This window comes from Pseudomonas sp. KK4 (assembly GCF_001984065.1).
GTDB lineage: Bacteria > Pseudomonadota > Gammaproteobacteria > Pseudomonadales > Pseudomonadaceae > Aquipseudomonas.
Genome location: NZ_LYVP01000042.1, coordinates 1 through 17,732 on the forward strand (window position 1 = coordinate 1; position 17,732 = coordinate 17,732).

Annotated in this window: 14 protein-coding genes; 12 read left to right on the forward strand and 2 right to left on the reverse strand. The window is 61.4% G+C overall.

Going from position 1 to position 17,732, the window contains the following annotated elements; translation table 11 throughout:
* Positions 1-115: 115 nt before the first annotated feature.
* The 4 genes from B0W55_RS15675 to rarD all read left to right on the forward strand — a co-directional run bounded on the left by B0W55_RS15675 (position 116) and on the right by rarD (position 5,063).
* Complete coding sequence (locus B0W55_RS15675; RefSeq protein WP_077046848.1) at positions 116-880, forward strand: TOBE domain-containing protein; 765 nt, start codon at positions 116-118, stop codon at positions 878-880.
* A 67-nt stretch (positions 881-947) separates the two neighbouring features.
* Complete coding sequence (locus B0W55_RS15680; protein WP_077046849.1) at positions 948-2,849, forward strand: PhoX family phosphatase; 1,902 nt, start codon at positions 948-950, stop codon at positions 2,847-2,849.
* A 168-nt stretch (positions 2,850-3,017) separates the two neighbouring features.
* Complete coding sequence (locus B0W55_RS15685; protein ID WP_077046850.1) at positions 3,018-3,992, forward strand: serine/threonine protein kinase; 975 nt, start codon at positions 3,018-3,020, stop codon at positions 3,990-3,992.
* Positions 3,993-4,175: 183 nt separating this feature from the next.
* Entirely contained in the window at positions 4,176-5,063 is an 888-nt protein-coding gene (gene rarD / locus B0W55_RS15690; protein WP_077046851.1) for an EamA family transporter RarD, read from the forward strand.
* Positions 5,064-5,279: 216 nt separating this feature from the next.
* Here the strand turns inward: rarD and B0W55_RS15695 are convergent, their stop codons facing one another.
* Complete coding sequence (locus tag B0W55_RS15695) at positions 5,280-5,798, reverse strand: glycine cleavage system protein R (protein WP_077046852.1); 519 nt, start codon at positions 5,796-5,798, stop codon at positions 5,280-5,282.
* A gap of 487 nt (positions 5,799-6,285) precedes the next feature.
* On the opposite strand from B0W55_RS15695, the gene B0W55_RS15700 reads away from it, so the two are divergent.
* Positions 6,286-8,463 carry a malate synthase G gene (locus B0W55_RS15700; protein ID WP_077046853.1) on the forward strand — a complete coding sequence of 726 codons (2,178 nt, stop codon included), beginning with the start codon at positions 6,286-6,288 and terminating at the stop codon, positions 8,461-8,463.
* Between the two features lie 143 nt (positions 8,464-8,606).
* On the opposite strand, the gene B0W55_RS15705 is transcribed toward B0W55_RS15700, so the two are convergent.
* Complete coding sequence (locus tag B0W55_RS15705) at positions 8,607-9,053, reverse strand: response regulator (protein ID WP_077046854.1); 447 nt, start codon at positions 9,051-9,053, stop codon at positions 8,607-8,609.
* 254 nt (positions 9,054-9,307) lie between these two features.
* Here B0W55_RS15705 and B0W55_RS15710 point away from each other — a divergent pair, with 254 nt between their 5' ends.
* The 7 genes from B0W55_RS15710 (at position 9,308) to B0W55_RS15740 (ending at position 17,643) form a co-directional block, all read left to right on the forward strand.
* Complete coding sequence (locus B0W55_RS15710; RefSeq protein ID WP_077046855.1) at positions 9,308-11,248, forward strand: putative nucleotidyltransferase substrate binding domain-containing protein; 1,941 nt, start codon at positions 9,308-9,310, stop codon at positions 11,246-11,248.
* Entirely contained in the window at positions 11,245-11,952 is a 708-nt protein-coding gene (locus B0W55_RS15715; protein WP_077046856.1) for a PolC-type DNA polymerase III, read from the forward strand. Before B0W55_RS15710 ends, B0W55_RS15715 begins: the two co-directional genes overlap by 4 nt.
* Positions 11,953-12,174: 222 nt before the next feature.
* Positions 12,175-12,693, forward strand: coding sequence for an RNA polymerase sigma factor (locus B0W55_RS15720; RefSeq protein ID WP_077046857.1), 519 nt, complete (start codon positions 12,175-12,177; stop codon positions 12,691-12,693).
* On the forward strand, positions 12,690-13,664 hold the full coding sequence (locus B0W55_RS15725) for a FecR domain-containing protein (protein WP_077046858.1): 975 nt from the start codon (positions 12,690-12,692) through the stop codon (positions 13,662-13,664). Before B0W55_RS15720 ends, B0W55_RS15725 begins: the two co-directional genes overlap by 4 nt.
* Positions 13,665-13,861: 197 nt before the next feature.
* Positions 13,862-16,264 (forward strand): TonB-dependent siderophore receptor, encoded by a 2,403-nt coding sequence (locus B0W55_RS15730; protein WP_077046859.1) that lies wholly within the window; start codon positions 13,862-13,864, stop codon positions 16,262-16,264.
* Between the two features lie 72 nt (positions 16,265-16,336).
* Positions 16,337-17,467, forward strand: coding sequence for a PepSY domain-containing protein (locus tag B0W55_RS15735; RefSeq protein ID WP_077046860.1), 1,131 nt, complete (start codon positions 16,337-16,339; stop codon positions 17,465-17,467).
* Entirely contained in the window at positions 17,464-17,643 is a 180-nt protein-coding gene (locus B0W55_RS15740) for a hypothetical protein (protein ID WP_077046861.1), read from the forward strand. The genes B0W55_RS15735 and B0W55_RS15740 overlap by 4 nt, the downstream gene beginning before the upstream one ends.
* The last annotated feature ends 89 nt before the right edge of the window (positions 17,644-17,732 follow it).

The window sequence follows — 17,732 nt, forward strand, 5'->3', positions numbered from 1 at the left end:
GCGACTGATACACCGCCTTCGCGAGCAAGCCCGCTTCCACAGGGGATTGCGGCTTGACTACCCGCCTTGCACCCGCCAACGTCATCACCACCGCCACCACCCAAAGCGCCTCGCCATGTCCCTGCCCACTCTGTTGTCACAGCACATCGTCCGCCGTCCCCAGCGCATCGCGCTGTTGCAGCACATCGCCGAACAAGGCTCGATCACCCGCGCGGCGAAAAGCGCGGGGCTGAGCTACAAGGCGGCATGGGATGCCATCGATGAGCTGAACAACCTGGCGCAGAAACCGCTGGTGGAGCGCAGCGTCGGCGGCAAGGGTGGTGGCGGCGCGAGGTTGTCCAGCGAAGGCGAGCGGGTGTTGCGTCTGTATCAAAAACTGCAGGCGCTGCAAGCCCAAGTGCTGGAAGCGGCTGAAGACGCCAGCGACCTCGACCTGCTCGGGCGCCTGATGCTGCGCACCAGCGCCCGTAATCAGCTGCATGGCCAGGTCGTGGCGATCGAGGCCCAGGGGCGCAATGACCTGGTTCGCCTCCAGCTCGCCGAAGGCCTGAAGGTCGATGCACAAATCACCCACGACAGCACCGAACGTCTGGAGCTGCAAATCGGCACCGACGTCGTCGCCTTGATCAAGGCTGGCTGGCTCGATGTGATGGCAGTCGACGCTGCTCAAACGCCCGAAAATAATTGCCTGACGGGCACCATCGACACGATTCTCAACGCCGATGACGGTCCCAGCGAAGTGCGCATCACCCTGCCCAACGGCCTGACTCTCTGCGCCCTGGCCGAGCCAGGGCACCTGCAGGATCTTGGGCTGACCCATGGCAAACCGGTGCGCGTCGAGTTTCCACCCTCCCGGGTCCTGCTGGGCACACCGCTGTAAATACACTGCAACAAAACCTTCATCGGCCATGATTAAGGTGACTGCAAAAACCTGCAGGAAGCCTGATGTGAGCCTATTGGAAGAACACCAACCCACCGATCTCGAACAGATGGTCGGCCTCAGCCGCCGTGGATTCATCAGCGCGGGCGCCCTGTGCGGCGCCGCGATGTTCCTGGGCGGCAGCCTGTTGAGCCGCAGCGTGCTTGCCGCCAGCGTCAGTGCTGGCACCAGCCAGTTGCTGGGCTTCGACAGCATCGCCACCGCTACCGCCGACAGCATCAGCCTGCCGCCCGGCTATCAATCCACGGTGCTGATCAGTTGGGGCCAGCCCCTGCACAGGGATGGACCGGCCTTCGACCCCAGCGGCAACGGCAGTGCGGCCCATCAGGAAGTCCAGTTCGGCGACCACAACGACGGCATGAGCCTGTTCGCCTTCCCCGGCGACCACAACCGCGCGCTGATGGCGGTCAACAACGAATACACCAACTACCGCTACCTCTACCCCCACGGCGGCATGCCGCAATCGGCCGAAGACGTGCGCAAGGCACTGGCCGCCGAAGGCGTGACGGTGATCGAAGTGCAGCGCCACAACGGGCAATGGCAATTCGTCCAGGGCTCGCGCTACAACCGACGCATCCACGGCAACTCGCCGATCGCCTTCAGCGGACCGGCCGCCGGTCACGACCTGCTCAAGACCAGCGCCGACCCACACGGCAAAACCGTGCTGGGCACCTTCCAGAACTGCGCCAACGGCAAGACCCCGTGGGGCACTTATCTGACGTGCGAAGAGAACTTCACCGACTGCTTCGGCAGCACCGACGCCGAGCAGAAGTTCGACGCCGCGCAGAAACGCTACGGCGTGGCAGCGGCCAGCAAAGAGATCAACTGGCATCAACACGATGCGCGCTTCGACCTGTCGAAGAATCCCAACGAGCTCAACCGTCACGGCTGGGTGGTGGAAATCGATCCGTTCGATCCGCATTCGACCCCGGTCAAGCGCACCGCACTGGGTCGCTTCAAGCATGAAAACGCCGCCCTGGCCGAAACCGCTGACGGTCATGCCGTGGTGTACATGGGCGACGATGAGCGCGGCGAGTTCATCTACAAGTTCGTCAGCCGCGACAAAATCGATCACAAAAACCCCAAGGCCAACCGCGACCTGCTGGACCACGGCACCCTGTACGTGGCGCGTTTCGACGCCGGCGACAGCAACCCCGATCACCCCAAGGGCCAAGGCGAGTGGATCGAGCTGACCCACGGCAAGAACGGCATCGATGCCAGTAGCGGCTTTGCCGATCAGGCCCAAGTGCTGATCAACGCGCGCCTGGCGGCCAGCGTGGTCAAGGCCACGCGCATGGATCGCCCGGAATGGATCGTGGTCAGCCCCAAGGACGGCCAGGTCTACTGCACCCTGACCAACAACGCCAAGCGCGGCGAAGAGGGGCAACCGGTAGGCGGGCCCAACCCGCGGGAGAAAAACGTCTACGGACAGATCCTGCGCTGGCGCACCGACCGCGACGATCACGCCGCCCACACCTTCGCCTGGGACCTGTTCGTGGTCGCCGGCAACCCGCAGGTGCATGGCGGCACGCCCAAGGGCGGCTCGTCGAACATCACGCCGCAGAACATGTTCAACTGCCCCGATGGCCTGGCCTTCGACGATGCCGGGCGGTTGTGGATTCAAACCGACGGCGATGTCAGCAATGCCGGGGATTTCGCTGGCATGGGCAACAACCAGATGCTCTGCGCCGACCCGGTCAGCGGTGAAATTCGCCGCTTCATGGTCGGGCCGATCGGCTGCGAAGTGACCGGCATCAGCTTCGCGCCGGACCACAAGACGATGTTCATCGGCATTCAACACCCAGGCGAATCAGGTGGTTCTACCTTCCCCGAGCACTTGCCCAACGGCAAGCCGCGGTCATCGGTGATTGCCATCAGCCGCGCAGACGGCGGCATCATCGGCGCCTGACAGGCCCTCTTCGCGAGCAAGCCCGCTCCCACAGGTTTTGTGAACAGCGCAAACCACTGTGGGAGCGGGCTTGCTCGCGAAGGCGTCAGCACAGCCACCACCTATCTTCGGCCGTCTGCGCTACCATGCCTGGCCGGACGCAGCAGCCTGCTGCGCGCAGGAGTCAGCATGGCCCACCCGTTTGAAACCCTCACCCCAGACCTCGTGCTCGATGCCGTCGAAAGCATCGGTTTTTTGAGCGACGCCCGCATCCTGGCGCTCAACAGCTATGAAAACCGTGTCTATCAAGTCGGCATCGAAGACGCCGAGCCGCTGATCGCCAAGTTCTACCGCCCGCAGCGCTGGACCAACGAAGCGATCCTGGAGGAACACCAGTTCACCTTCGAACTGGCCGACGTCGAGGTGCCGGTGGTGGCGCCGCTGATCCACAACGGCGAAACCCTGCACGAACACCACGGTTTCCGCTTCACCCTGTTCCCTCGTCGCGGCGGGCGTGCGCCGGAGCCGGGCAACCTCGATCAGCTGTATCGCCTCGGCCAACTGCTGGGCCGCCTGCATGCCGTCGGCGCGACCAAACCGTTCGAACACCGCGAGGCCCTGGCGGTGAAAAACTTCGGCCACGATTCCCTGGCCACCTTGCTCGAAGGCAATTTCATCCCGCGCAGCCTGCTGCCGGCCTACGAGTCCGTGGCCCGTGATCTGCTCAAGCGTGTGGAAGATGCCTACAGCAACACGCCCCACCAGAACATCCGCATGCACGGCGATTGCCACCCCGGCAACATGATGTGCCGCGACGAGATGTTCCACATCGTCGACCTCGACGACTGCCGCATGGGCCCGGCCGTGCAGGACATCTGGATGATGCTGGCCGGTGACCGCCAGGATTGCCTGGGGCAATTGTCCGAATTGATGGACGGCTACAACGAATTCCACGACTTCGACCCGCGGGAGCTGGCGCTGATCGAACCGCTGCGCGCCCTGCGCCTGATGCACTACAGCGCCTGGCTCGCCCGTCGCTGGGACGACCCGGCCTTCCCCCGCAGCTTCCCGTGGTTCGGCACCGAGCGCTATTGGGGCGACCAGGTGCTGGCGTTGCGTGAGCAACTGTCGGCGCTCAACGAAGAACCGCTCAAACTTTTCTGAACACCACCGCCCCTTGTAGGAGCGAGCTCGCTCGCGAAAAACCCGAGAACACCGCGGGGTATCAAATGTCCCGCGTTATCGTTGACGACCATCGCGAGCAAGCTCGCTCCTACAGGGACCAGCACATCAAGGGAAATGCCCTTACAATCCCCTCTTTGTTAGCTGCCTAAGCAAGGATTCTGCATGCAAGCCGCCAACCCGCGTCGCGGGTACATCCTGGGCCTGAGCGCCTACATCATCTGGGGCCTGTTCCCGCTCTACTTCAAAGCCATCGCCAACGTGCCCGCCGTGGAGATCATCATCCACCGCGTCCTGTGGTCGGCGCTGTTCGGTGGTTTGCTGCTGCTGGTGTGGAAGCACCCGGGCTGGTGGCGTGAATTGCGGGAGAACCCGCGACGGCTGGCGATCCTGGCCTTGAGCGGCACGCTGATCGCCGCCAACTGGCTGACCTATGTGTGGTCGGTGAACAACGGACGCATGCTCGAGGCCAGCCTGGGGTACTACATCAATCCGCTGGTGAACGTGCTGCTGGGCATGCTGATTCTTGGCGAACGACTGCGACGCATGCAGTGGGTTGCCGTGGCGCTGGCGGCCATCGGCGTGGCGCAACAGGTGTGGCAGGTCGGCAGCCTGCCGTGGGTGTCGTTGGTGCTGGCGCTGACCTTCGGTTTCTACGGGCTGATCCGCAAGCAGGCACCGGTCAAGGCCCTGCCGGGGCTGGTGGTGGAAACCTGGATGCTGGTGCCGATCGCCCTGGCGTGGCTGCTGTTCAACCCAACCGCCCACAGCGCTCAAGCCGAATTCTGGACCACCTCCGAAGCCTGGTGGCTGGTGGCAGCCGGGCCGGTCACCCTGGTACCGCTCGTGTGTTTCAACGCCGCCGCGCGGCATCTGCCCTACACCACCCTGGGTTTCCTGCAGTACCTGGCGCCGACCCTGGTTCTGCTGCAAGCCGTGCTGCTGTTCGACGAACACTTGTCCTCCAGCACCCTGCTGGCGTTCATCTTCATTTGGGCGGGCCTGGCGGTCTACAGCATCGATGCGTGGATAAGTCTGCGTCGCCGCAGCTGATCAAAAAATGCACAAACCTCTGCAGGCCTCGAATATCGTGGCCTGCATCGTTCCTTCCCAAGGTTATCCACAGCGTGATCCCCGGCGTTTGTGCGCAAGTCACTGAATGTTGGCGCTTTTTTGATCAACCCTGGCCAAGCCGCAGCGCACGTGGCCTGGCAGGCTGTCTCTACAGGTTATCCACAGGCAGGTGCACGTTTAACTTGGATAACCGCATCAGGCTTCGCTACGCAGGACCAATTCCACCATCAGGTCGTCGGCCAGTGTTTCCAGGCGCGATTGCAGGACATCCAATGACAGCGTCAGCGGCACCGCGAGAATCGCTTCGGCGTGAAACAGCGGCTCGCTGCTCATCGGCGCCGGCCGCACTTCCGTCACCAAGCGTTCCAGGTTGACCCCCTGCTCACTCAGCAAGCGGGTGATATCACGTACGATCCCAGGCCGATCGTTGCCCACCAATTCCATGGCGATCGGCTTCCAGGTACAGGATTGTTCGATGCTGCTTTCGGCGATCAGTACGCGGATGCCCTGAGCAGCCAATCCCTGAAGCGCATCCACCAGCGCGTCGTAGCCTTCGGCCGGAACCCCCACCCGCAAGATCCCGGCGAATTGCCCGGCCATGCGCGACATGCGGCTTTCCAGCCAGTTGCCGCCCTGCTCGGCGATGCATTGGGCAATGCGCTCGACCTGCCCGGGCTTGTCCGGCGCGAAAACAGTGAGTACGAGGTGGTCCATGGCGCAGCCCTCTGGTCATGATTCTTGTTATGGAAAATCAAGTATAGGCAAGGGGCTCGATTCGGCGCGGCCTGGCTTTTGTGGCAAGAGAGTTACGTCAACCATCGGGACAGCGAAGAATATGTGTACAACTTTTGATATTTAACTGGAACAATCCACCAATTTTTTGAGAACATCCCGTTCCGCGCTGTGACCGCAATGCGTCACAGGGTCGCAGAACGACGTAATTAGTCTAATTTTCACAACCGCAATTCATCATGTAGTATGCCTCGGCAAGCACTACATAACGTTGGATCGATGTCTGCCGCAGGCACGTTCGCAACCCCAAAAGCCCTGTCAGCAAGGCCTCAAGCCTTTGATTGGTCCCAACCCAGCCGCCCGTGAACGGCATGTACTGGTAGACGGGTTTGTGGTTTAAATGGCCCAAGGCTTCATTGTTAAATTGAAGAGCTGAAAAGCGAAATAGCTGAGCAGAGTGAGGCAAGCAATGACTGAACACGTTCAAGTCGGTGGCCTGCAGGTCGCCAAAGTCCTGTTCGACTTCGTGAACAACGAAGCCATTCCCGGAACCGGCCTCACCGCCGATAAGTTCTGGGCCGGTGCCGACAAGGTCATTCACGACCTGGCGCCGAAGAACAAAGCCCTACTCGCCAAACGCGATGATTTCCAGGCTCGTATCGACGGCTGGCACCAATCCCGTGCCGGTCAACCACACGACGGCGTGGCTTATAAAGCCTTCCTGCAAGACATCGGTTATCTGCTGCCAGAAGCGGCCGATTTCCAGGCAACGACGCAAAACGTCGATGACGAAATCGCCCGCACCGCCGGCCCACAATTGGTGGTTCCGGTCATGAATGCCCGCTTTGCCCTCAATGCCTCGAACGCCCGCTGGGGTTCGCTGTACGACGCGCTCTACGGCACCGACGCCATCAGCGAAGCCGATGGTGCAGAAAAAGGCAAAGGCTACAACAAGGTTCGCGGCGACAAGGTGATTGCCTTTGCTCGTGCCTTCCTCGACGAAGCGGCGCCCCTGGCGGCCGGCTCCCACGTCGATTCCACCAGCTACAAAATCGTCGACGGCAAACTGGTTGTGGCGCTCAGGGGCGGCAGCAACACGGGTCTGCGCAACGATGCCCAGTTGATCGGCTTCCAGGGCGATGCTTCGGCACCCACTGCGATCCTGCTGAAAAACAACGGCCTGCATTTCGAAATCCAGGTCGATGCCAGCACCCCGGTCGGCCAGACGGATGCAGCCGGCGTCAAAGACATCCTGATGGAAGCGGCGCTGACCACCATCATGGACTGCGAAGACTCGGTCGCCGCCGTCGACGCCGACGACAAAGTGGTGATCTACCGCAACTGGCTCGGCCTGATGAAGGGCGACCTGGCGGAAGAAGTCGCCAAGGGCGGCAAGACCTTCACCCGCACCATGAACGCCGACCGCACCTACACCGCTGTCGACGGCAGCCAGGTGAACCTGCACGGTCGCTCGCTGTTGTTCGTGCGTAACGTCGGTCACCTGATGACCATCGACGCGATCCTGGATAAAGATGGCAATGAAGTGCCGGAAGGCATCCTCGATGGCCTGGTCACCTGCCTGGCGGCCGTGCACAACCTCAATGGCAATACCTCGCGCAAGAACACCCGCACCGGCTCGGTGTACATCGTCAAGCCGAAGATGCACGGCCCTGAAGAAGCCGCGTTCACCAACGAACTGTTCGGTCGCATCGAAGACGTGCTGAACCTGCCCCGCAACACCCTCAAAGTCGGGATCATGGACGAGGAGCGCCGCACCACGGTCAACCTCAAGGCCTGCATCAAGGCCGCGAGCGAGCGTGTGGTGTTCATCAACACCGGTTTCCTCGACCGCACGGGTGACGAAATCCACACCTCCATGGAAGCCGGCCCGATGGTGCGCAAGGCGGACATGAAGGCGGAAAAATGGATCGGCGCCTACGAGAACTCCAACGTCGATATCGGCTTGAGCACCGGCCTGCAAGGTCGCGCGCAGATCGGTAAAGGCATGTGGGCAATGCCCGACCTGATGGCGGCGATGCTCGAGCAGAAAATCGCCCACCCACTGGCCGGCGCCAACACCGCCTGGGTCCCGTCGCCCACCGCCGCTGCACTGCACGCGTTGCACTACCACAAGGTTGACGTGTTCGCCCGTCAGGCCGAGCTGGCCAAACGTGCCCATGCCTCGGTGGACGACATCCTGACCATTCCGCTGGCGGTGAACCCGCAGTGGACTGCCGAGCAGATCAAGAACGAACTGGACAACAACAGCCAGGGCATTCTGGGTTATGTGGTGCGCTGGATCGATCAGGGCGTCGGCTGCTCGAAAGTGCCAGACATCAACGATGTCGGCCTGATGGAAGACCGTGCCACGCTGCGTATCTCCAGCCAGCACATCGCCAACTGGCTGCGTCACGGCATCGTCACCCAAGAGCAAGTGATGGAAAGCCTCAAGCGCATGGCGCCGGTGGTTGACCGTCAGAACGCCAACGACCCGCTGTACCGCCCGCTGGCACCGAACTTCGACAGCAACATCGCCTTCCAGGCCGCGGTCGAATTGGTGATCGAAGGCACGAAACAGCCGAACGGCTACACCGAGCCGGTCCTGCACCGTCGTCGTCGCGAGTTCAAGGCTGCCAACGGCCTGTAACCGAGCGCTGATGCCGGACACGAAAAAGCCCTGATCTTTCGATCAGGGCTTTTTTGTTTGCGCGCAATCCGGTGATGAAGTGATGCCTGTGGTGAGGGGATTTATCCCCTCACCACAAAAGCTTTCTTACGCGTGATAGACCATCAAGGCTCCATCCCCAACTCATGCTTGACCAGCCCCAGCAGCTTGCCGGTATCGATCGGCTTGAGCAGAAAATCCACCACGCTCAAATGCATCGCCGCGATGGCGTCCTTCACATCAGCGTCACCGGACACAATGATGAACGGCATGGCCGCCCGCACCGATTCGCGCACCTGGCGAATCAAATCCAGGCCGTCGACATTGCCCATGCGCAAGTCAGTGATCACCAGGCCAATCGAAGGTTTTTCTTCCAGCATCTTGAGGGCGCTTTCGCCACTGGCTGCGGTCATGCAACGAATGCCATCCAGGGCCAGAATCTCAGACAGTAACTCTCGGGCGTCCTTGTCGTCGTCAACGATCAGCACCCGCTGCGCCGGCAGGTCGGGCTCCAGCATGACGGCACTGAGCGCGGCTCGCTCGGCGTCACTCAAAATATCGTGGTCGGACATGGCGTTCTCTACATGTTCAGTACAATTCCCTAGCACAGTGGTGAGACATCGCTAAGCAGACCTTCAATGTGCACTTCGTCGGATATTTTTCCAAGTGCGAATTAGAGAGGTTTTTCCTTCAATTGCGTAAGTTTTTTCCGACAATCCAGGATAGGCATTGCCTACCTAGACTTACGTCCAATGGGCACCCCGGCCGCAGGGGTCGACCATGGCCGAGTCATCCGACAACAACAAATCCAAAAAAGACTGCGGTAATGGTTATGAGTAAAGCGGACGCCTTCACCCAGGCAGGGAAGACCGCGGTGTTGCAAAACATCCAGGGCACGTTGCAATTCCTTCAGCGTTTCCCACCTTTCAATCAGATGGAGCACGCCCACCTGGCGTATCTGGTTGAACAATGTCAGCTGCGTTTTTATGGCCCCGGCGAGAGCATCATCAAGCCTGCCGATGGCCCGGTGGAGCACTTCTACATCGTCAAGCAGGGCCGAGTGGTCGGCGAGCGTCCGCACTCGGCCAAGGGCGGCACGGAAACCACTTTTGAAATCACCACCGGCGAGTGTTTCCCCCTCGCCGCGCTGTTGGGCGAACGTGCGACCCGCACCGAGCACCTGGCGGCCGAAGACACCTTTTGCCTGCAGCTCAACAAGCTGGCGTTCATCAAGCTCTTCGCCATTTCCCACACCTTCCGCGACTTCGCCCTACGGGGCGTGAGCAGCCTGCTGGATCAGGTCAACCAGCAGGTCCAGCAAAAAGCCGTGGAAACCCTTGGCACCCAATATTCACTCAACACCCGCCTGGGCGACTTGGCCATGCGCCACCCGGTCACCTGCAGCCCCGCCACACCGCTGCGTGAAGCCGTGACCCTGATGCATGAGCAGCAGGTCGGCAGCATCGTGGTGGTCAACGAACAGAAGGCGCCGCTGGGGATTTTCACCCTGCGCGATTTGCGTCAGGTGGTGGCCGACGGCACGGGTGACTTCGCCCAAGCCATTGAGCGGCACATGACCCAGGCACCATTCTACCTGACGCCGGAACACAGCGCGTTCGATGCGGCGATCGCCATGACCGAGCGACACATCGCCCACGTCTGCCTGGTCAAGGATCAGCGCCTGTGCGGCGTGGTGTCGGAGCGCGATCTGTTTTCCCTGCAACGGGTCGATCTGGTGCACCTGGCGCGTACCATCCGCAACGCCCAGCGCGTGGAAAACCTGGTGGCACTGCGTGGCGAGATCGGTCAACTGGTGGAGCGCATGCTGGCCCACGGCGCGTCGTCCACGCAGATCACCCACATCATCACCCTGCTCAACGACCACACCGTGTGCCGGGTCATCGAACTGACCCTGGCCGACAAAGGCGACCCCGGTGTGACGTTCAGTTGGCTGTGCTTCGGCAGCGAAGGTCGCCGCGAACAGACCCTGCACACCGACCAGGACAACGGCATCCTGTTCGAGGCCCGGGACGCGGCCCACGCGGCGGAGATTCGCGGCAAACTGCTGCCCATTGCCCATCAGATCAACCAGAGCCTGGCGCAATGCGGCTTCACCCTGTGCAAAGGCAACATCATGGCCAGCAACCCCGAGCTGTGCCTGTCCCGGGTCGAGTGGGCCCGACGCTTTGCCGCTTTTATCCGCGAGGCCACGCCGGAGAACCTGCTGGGCTCGAGCATCTATTTCGATTTGCGCGTGGTCTGGGGCAGCGAGCAAGGCTGTGAACAACTGCGTCGCGCGATTCTCGATCAGGTCGGCGACAACCGTTTGTTCCAGCGCATGATGGCCGAGAACGCGTTGCGTAACCGCCCGCCGGTCGGGCGTTTCCGCGAGTTTGTGCTGGCCCGGAAAAATGGTGAGAAAGCCACCCTCGACCTTAAGGTCCAGGGCCTGACGCCCTTCGTCGACGGAGCGCGATTGCTGGCCCTGGCCCATGGCATCGAAACCAACAACACCCTGGAGCGTTTTCGCAGGCTGGTGGATAAAGAGGTCATCGAACCGCTCGATGGCGCCGCGTATGAAGAGGCCTACCACTTCATCCAGCAAACCCGCATGCAGCAGCATCAACGCCAGACCCGGGAGAACCTGCCCTACTCCAACCGAGTCGACCCGGACAGCCTCAATCATTTGGACCGGCGCATCCTGCGCGAATCCCTGCGCCAGGCCCAGCGCCTGCAAAGCAGCCTGGCCCTGCGGTACCAGCTATGAGCCTGTTTTCATGGCTGCGCCCGGCCGGTCCGCTGCTGTCGCAAGCGCTGCAACAGCGCCTGCAACGCTTGTCGGCGCCCGCCGCCCTGAGCGAATGCAGTCTGCGTGAGCAACGCTGGGTGGTGCTCGACCTGGAAACCACCGGGCTGAACCTGAACAAGGATCGGGTACTGTCCATCGGCGCGGTGGTGATCGAGGATGGCGCAATCGATTTCAGCCAACAATTCGAACGCACCCTGCAATGCGCCGAGCTCAAACTCAGCCCCAGCGTGTTGATCCATGGCCTGGGACCCAGTGCGATCGCCGCCGGCAGCGACCCGGCGCAAGCGTTGATCGAGTTCATGGAGTTCGTCGGCGACAGTCCGTTGCTGGCCTTTCATGCACCGTTCGACCAGCACATGCTCGGCCGCGCCCTGAAGGATCACCTGGGCTACAAGTTGCAGCACGCGTTTCTGGATGTGGCGGACATCGCCCCGCTGCTCTGCCCCCAGGCCAACATCCGCGAAGCCGGGCTGGACGAGTGGATCGACTGGTTCAAGCTGGAAGTCTTCGAGCGCCACAACGCCAGCGCCGACGCCCTGGCCACCGCCGAACTGGCCTTGATTCTGTTCAGCCGGGCGCGCCAGCAACAGGTGCACAGTCCGTTGAACCTGCAACAGCGGCTAAGCCAGTGGAAACGGCGGCAGCAGACGCCGTCCTTCTGATTGGCAGCGCCTGGTCTGGCGCTTTCGCGGGCAAGCCTCGCTCCTACAGGCTTTCAATATAAAACCTGTAGGAGCGAGGCTTGCCCGCGAAAAACGATAACGCCGTCCTACATGCATCCCTCTTGAATCCCAACCGACCAGCGTCAATTGCTTACCGGGTTCGCCTCTGACACAATCGCGAACAATTCTCGTTAGTTAACATTTCCCAATCGGTGATGCTGCGTGTCGTCAGTCCCAAGCCCTCACAGTGAGCTCGTCGGTGCGTTATATCGCGACCATCGCGGTTGGCTGTTGGCCTGGCTGCGGCGCAACGTCGCCTGCCCGCAACGGGCTGAAGACCTGAGCCAGGACACCTTCATGCGCTTGCTGGGCCGTGAAGAGTTGAAGGAACCCCGTGAACCCCGGGCCTTTCTGGTGGCGATCGCCAAGGGCCTGCTGTTCGACTATTTCCGCCGGGCTGCGCTGGAACAAGCCTACTTGACCGAACTGATGCTGATTCCCGAAGCCGAGCAACCGTCGGTGGAAGAACAGCAAATGATCCTCGAAGACCTGAAAAACATCGACCGCCTGCTCGGCAAACTTTCGAGCAAGGCCCGGTCGGCGTTTCTCTACAATCGTCTGGATGGCCTGGGCCACGCAGAAATCGCCGAACGCCTGGGGGTTTCCGTCCCTCGCGTGCGCCAATACCTGGCGCAGGGCATCCGTCAGTGCTACATCGCGCTGTACGGGGAGCCGACATGACCCCGATCAGTTGCAAACCGGTGTCGGCGCAAGTGCTCGATGCAGCAATTGCCTGGCAACTGTCCCTGGACTCCGGCAGCCCGGTGGAGCGCGAAGAGTTCGCCAAATGGCACGCCGCCCACGAAGAGCACGCCCGTGCCTGGCGCCAACTGGGCATGCTCGATCAACGCTTCAGCGTCGCCAGCGGTCCGGCTCGCACTGCCCTGCTGCAATCGCGCGAAGGCATTCGCCGACGGGTGCGCAAGCTGAGCAGCGGTGTGGCCAGCGTCGTCGCGGTGATCGGCCTGGCGCTGTTTGCCGGCGAACGGTATCTGCCGATCGATTATTGGCTGGCTGATCAGCGCACCGCCACGGGGGAACAACGCACCATCCGCCTGAGCGACGGTACGCTGATCAACCTCAATACCCACAGTGCCCTGGATGTGCGCTTTGATGAGAAGCAGCGGCGGGTGGTGCTCCAGGAAGGGGAAATCCTGATCGAGACCGGTCATGGCGACGCCCGGCCATTCATCGTCGAAACCCGCGAAGGCAGCATGCGTGCGTTGGGCACACGGTTCCTGGTCAAGCGCGAAGCCGAGGGGACGCGGCTGAGCGTGCTCAAATCCGCTGTGGCGGCTCACCCGGATTCCAACCCCCAAGAGCAGATTCTGCGTGAAGGCCAGCAAGTGCTGATCCGCAACGACGGCATGGGTCCCATTCTGGCCGCCAACCTCGGCGCGGATGCCTGGACCCGCGGCATGCTGGTGGTGGACAACGCGCGGCTGGAAGACCTGGTGCGTGAAATCGGTCGCTATCGCCGTGGCCACCTGAGCGTCGCGCCCGAAGTGGCCGACTTGCGCATCACCGGCAGCTTCCCGCTGCACAACTCCGACCTGGCCCTGAACACCTTGCTGCCGACCCTGCCGGTGCAGATCGAACACCACACGCAATGGTGGGTGACGGTCGCAGCGAAGACCGACGCCAAACCCTGAAAGAACAAAAAACCCGTGGCGAGGGAGCTTGCTCCCGCTGGGCTGCGAAGCGGCCCCCGGTGTTTTGATGGTTCCCACGCTCCGTTGGGAAACAGTTCGATAACTAAATCAAAATTATTTTCATCCAGCCCTATCACTTTTTGATTCTCGTGCGGCACACAGGCAATTGAGAAGTATTCCCTTTCAGGAGCCACCGCATGTTCCGTTCGCTAGACACCTTGTTGCGCCCCAGTTTGCTGGCGGCCGCCATTGCCCTTTGCACCCCTCTGGCAAGCAGCCAACTGGTCGCCGCCGAACAGGCGTCCAGCGTTCGCGCCTACAACCTGCCCGCCGCGCCATTGGCCAGCACCCTGAACCAGATCGCCAGCCAGGCCGGCCTGGCGCTGTCGTTGAACCCATCGCTGGCCGCCGGCAAGACGTCCGCCCCGGTGAATGGCCAGTTCGATGGCGCTGGCGCCCTGCGTGAAGCGTTGCGTGGCACGGGTTTGCAGCTGGAACAGAGCGGCGGCACCTACACCCTGGTGGCGGTTCCCGAAGGCACATTGGACCTGCCGGCGACCAGCGTGATCGGCTCGGAAAATGTTGAAAATGCCTGGGGGCCGGTAGAAGGCTACGTCGCTACTCGCACAGCTGCCGGCACAAAAACCGACACGCCAATCGTCGAGGCGCCACGTTCAATGTCTGTGATCACGCGCGCACAGATGGAAGATCGTGGAGTACAGAATCTTGATGATGCTGTGCGTTACATGCCGGGTGTGATCGCCAGCAGCTACGGGAGTGACTCGCGCGCCGACTGGTTGCGCGTACGCGGCTTCGAACCCACTCAGTTTCTCGACGGCCTGCCGTTGCCAAAAGGGTCTTATGCCAACCCGAAAGTTGAAACATGGGACCTGGAGCGCATCACATTGCTACGCGGCCCAGCCTCTTCAGTCTACGGCCAGACCCCGCCAGGCGGCATGCTTGACATGGTCAGTCGCCGTCCCGAAGCCATCGCCAGCCACGAAGTACATGCCGAAGTCGGCAGCAATAACCGTAAGCAGATCAACTTCGACAGCACCGGCAAGATCGATGATGAGGGCCAGTTCCTGTACCGCGTCGACGGAGTAGTACGTGACAGTGGCATGCCGGTCGACCATATCGACGACAAGCGCTACAACATAGCGCCAAGCCTGACCTGGAACATGGATGACGACACTCACCTGACTTTTCTCTCGCAGTACACCCGCGACGATACCGGGGTCGCCGGTCAGTTTCTGCCGCTACAAGGCACCAAGCTGTATTCGGATGCCGGTCAAATCTCCCACCACAAAAACCTGGGTGATCCAGACTCCGACCACTACGACCGCACCTATTACGCGTTGGGTTATGCCTTCGACCATCGCCTGAACGATGTCTGGCAGTTCAAACAAAACCTGCGTTACACCAAGAGCGATCTGGAATTCCAGCAAGCCTATGCGTCGTTCGGAAATTCAGTCTCGCCAGATGGCACCTTGGCGCGCTTGGTTGACAAGGTCGACGAAGACATCAGTCAGTTCGCCGTGGATAACAATTTCCAGGCTGATTTCCAAACAGGGCCACTGAGCCACGTCGTGCTGTTGGGCCTGGACCATCAGCGCACCAACACCAATTACAAGTGGCTCGAAGGCAGTGCACCGCCAAGCAACGTGATCAACCCGATCCGTGGGGCAGACTTCTCCAACGTCTCCTACGCGACTTTTTATGACTACAACCAGAAGACCAACCAGACCGGCCTCTACGCTCAGGATCAAATCTCTCTGGATAAATGGCGCCTGACGCTGGGTGGACGTGAAGACTGGATTCACACCGCAACCCAGTTCAACAACCAGAACGATGCCACCAATACCCAGCGTGACAAGGCCTTCACTGGTAACGCGGGCCTGAGCTACGTGTTCGATTCAGGTATCACGCCCTACATCTCCTACACCGAGTCGTTCCAGCCATCGATGGGCGCGGACGCCAGTTCCACCCACTCGTTCAAACCGACCGAAGGCAAGCAGACCGAGGTCGGTGTCAAGTACATGCCACCGGGCAGCCGCACCCTGCTGACTGCGGCAGCTTACGATCTGCGTCAGGAAAACGTGTCGGTCACTCAGAACAACGTCACCAGTCAGATTGGTGAATTGAAAGTGCGCGGCATCGAACTCGAAGCCACATCGGACGTTACCGAAAACCTGAAGCTGGTAGGTTCCTACACCTACACCGACACCGAAATTCTCAAGGGCGCGGACAAAGGCAATCGGTTCAAGTTGATTCCACGCAATCAGGCTTCGCTGTGGTCTGACTACACCTGGCATGCCGGTTTTCTCGATGGTTTCGGCGTAGGTGCCGGGGTGCGCTACGTGGGCGACACCTATGGCAGCACCAGCAACGTTGATGACTCTCACGTGGGCTCATACACCGTGTACGACGCCGCCGTGCATTACGACTTGAGTCGCCTTAACCCCGCACTCGCCGGGATTTCGGTCGACGTCACCGCGAAAAACATCTTCGACAAGGACTACATCTCCACTTGTGACGGTTTCTGGTGCTACTACGGTGACGAACGCAACGTCATCGCCGCCGTGAACTACAAGTGGTAACCGCGTGATCTGACACGCCCAGTACCCAGGCCGTCCACCCAGGACGGCTTTGGTATTTCCGAAGGTCATGAAATGAAAAGTAAAACAATTCGCCGCTGGTCCTTTGTCCATACCTGGACCAGCCTGATCTGCACGGTGTTTTTGCTGATGCTGGCGCTGACCGGCCTGCCGTTGATCTTCCATCACGAGATCGACCATTTGCTGGGCGACGCCGCCGAGTTGAAGCAGATGCCGGCGGACACCCCGCAGCTGAATCTGCAGCAACTGGTGCAGGCGGCTGAAAGGCATCGTCCCGGCGACGTCATGCAGTACTTCGGTTTCGACGATGACGAGCCCAACGGCGCAATCGCGATCATGGCGGCCACGGCCGATACCGAGCCGAACTCGTCCCACACCTTCATGCTCGACGCCCGCACCGGCGAGGCGCTGGAGATGCCGTCGGCCAACGGCGGCTTCATGATGTTCATGCTGCGCCTGCACGTGGACATGTTCGCCGGGCTGCCGGGCAAGCTGTTGCTGGCGTTCATGGGCCTGTTGTTCGTCATCGCGATCGTGTCCGGCACGGTGCTGTACCTGCCGTTCATGCGTCGTTTGAAGTTCGCCACCGTGCGCCAGGACAAATCCACTCGCCTGCGCTGGCTGGACCTGCATAACCTGATCGGTGTGGTGACCTTGACCTGGGCGCTGGTGGTCGGTGTGACCGGGGTGATCAGCGCCTGTGCCGACCTGTTGATCGCCGCGTGGCGCAACGACAGCCTGAGCGCGATGGTCGCGCCGTACCGAGATGCGCCGCCGCTGACGCAACGGGCGCCGGCCACCCGCTTGCTCGACATCGCCAGGGAGGCTGCACCCGGCATGCAACCGGACTTCATCGCCTTCCCCGGCACGCGCTTCTCCAGCGAGCACCATTACGCGGTGTTCATGAAAGGCAGCACGCACCTGACGTCGCACTTGCTCACGCCGGTGTTGATCGACGCCAGCACCCTGCAAGTTACCGCCGTGGCGCAACGCCCCTGGTACATGGACGCCATGGGCATGTCGCAACCGCTGCATTTTGGTGACTACGGCGGCCTGCCGATGCAAATCCTCTGGGCGACCCTGGATGTGCTGACGATCATCGTGCTGGGCAGTGGGGTGTACCTGTGGGTGGTGCGGCGCAAGGCCGCGAAACCGGTGCTGGAAAAAGCGGAGAGCGTGGCATGAAGCCTCGGCAGTCGAGTTTCTGGAAGGTCTTCGCCACCCCCACCGTCATCGCCCTGTTCACCGCGGCAGGGTTATTCGCCGCGCTGCTGGGCGACGGCGTGTGGGACGCCCTGAGCTGGCTCGGCCTGGGCATCCCCGCCGCCCTCGCCCTGCGCGGCCTGCTCAAACGCCGCTGACCCATACATCGCCCATCTCCTGTAGGAGCGAGTTCACTCGCGATGGACGCCAGAACACCGCGGGAAACCAGACCACCCACGTAATCACT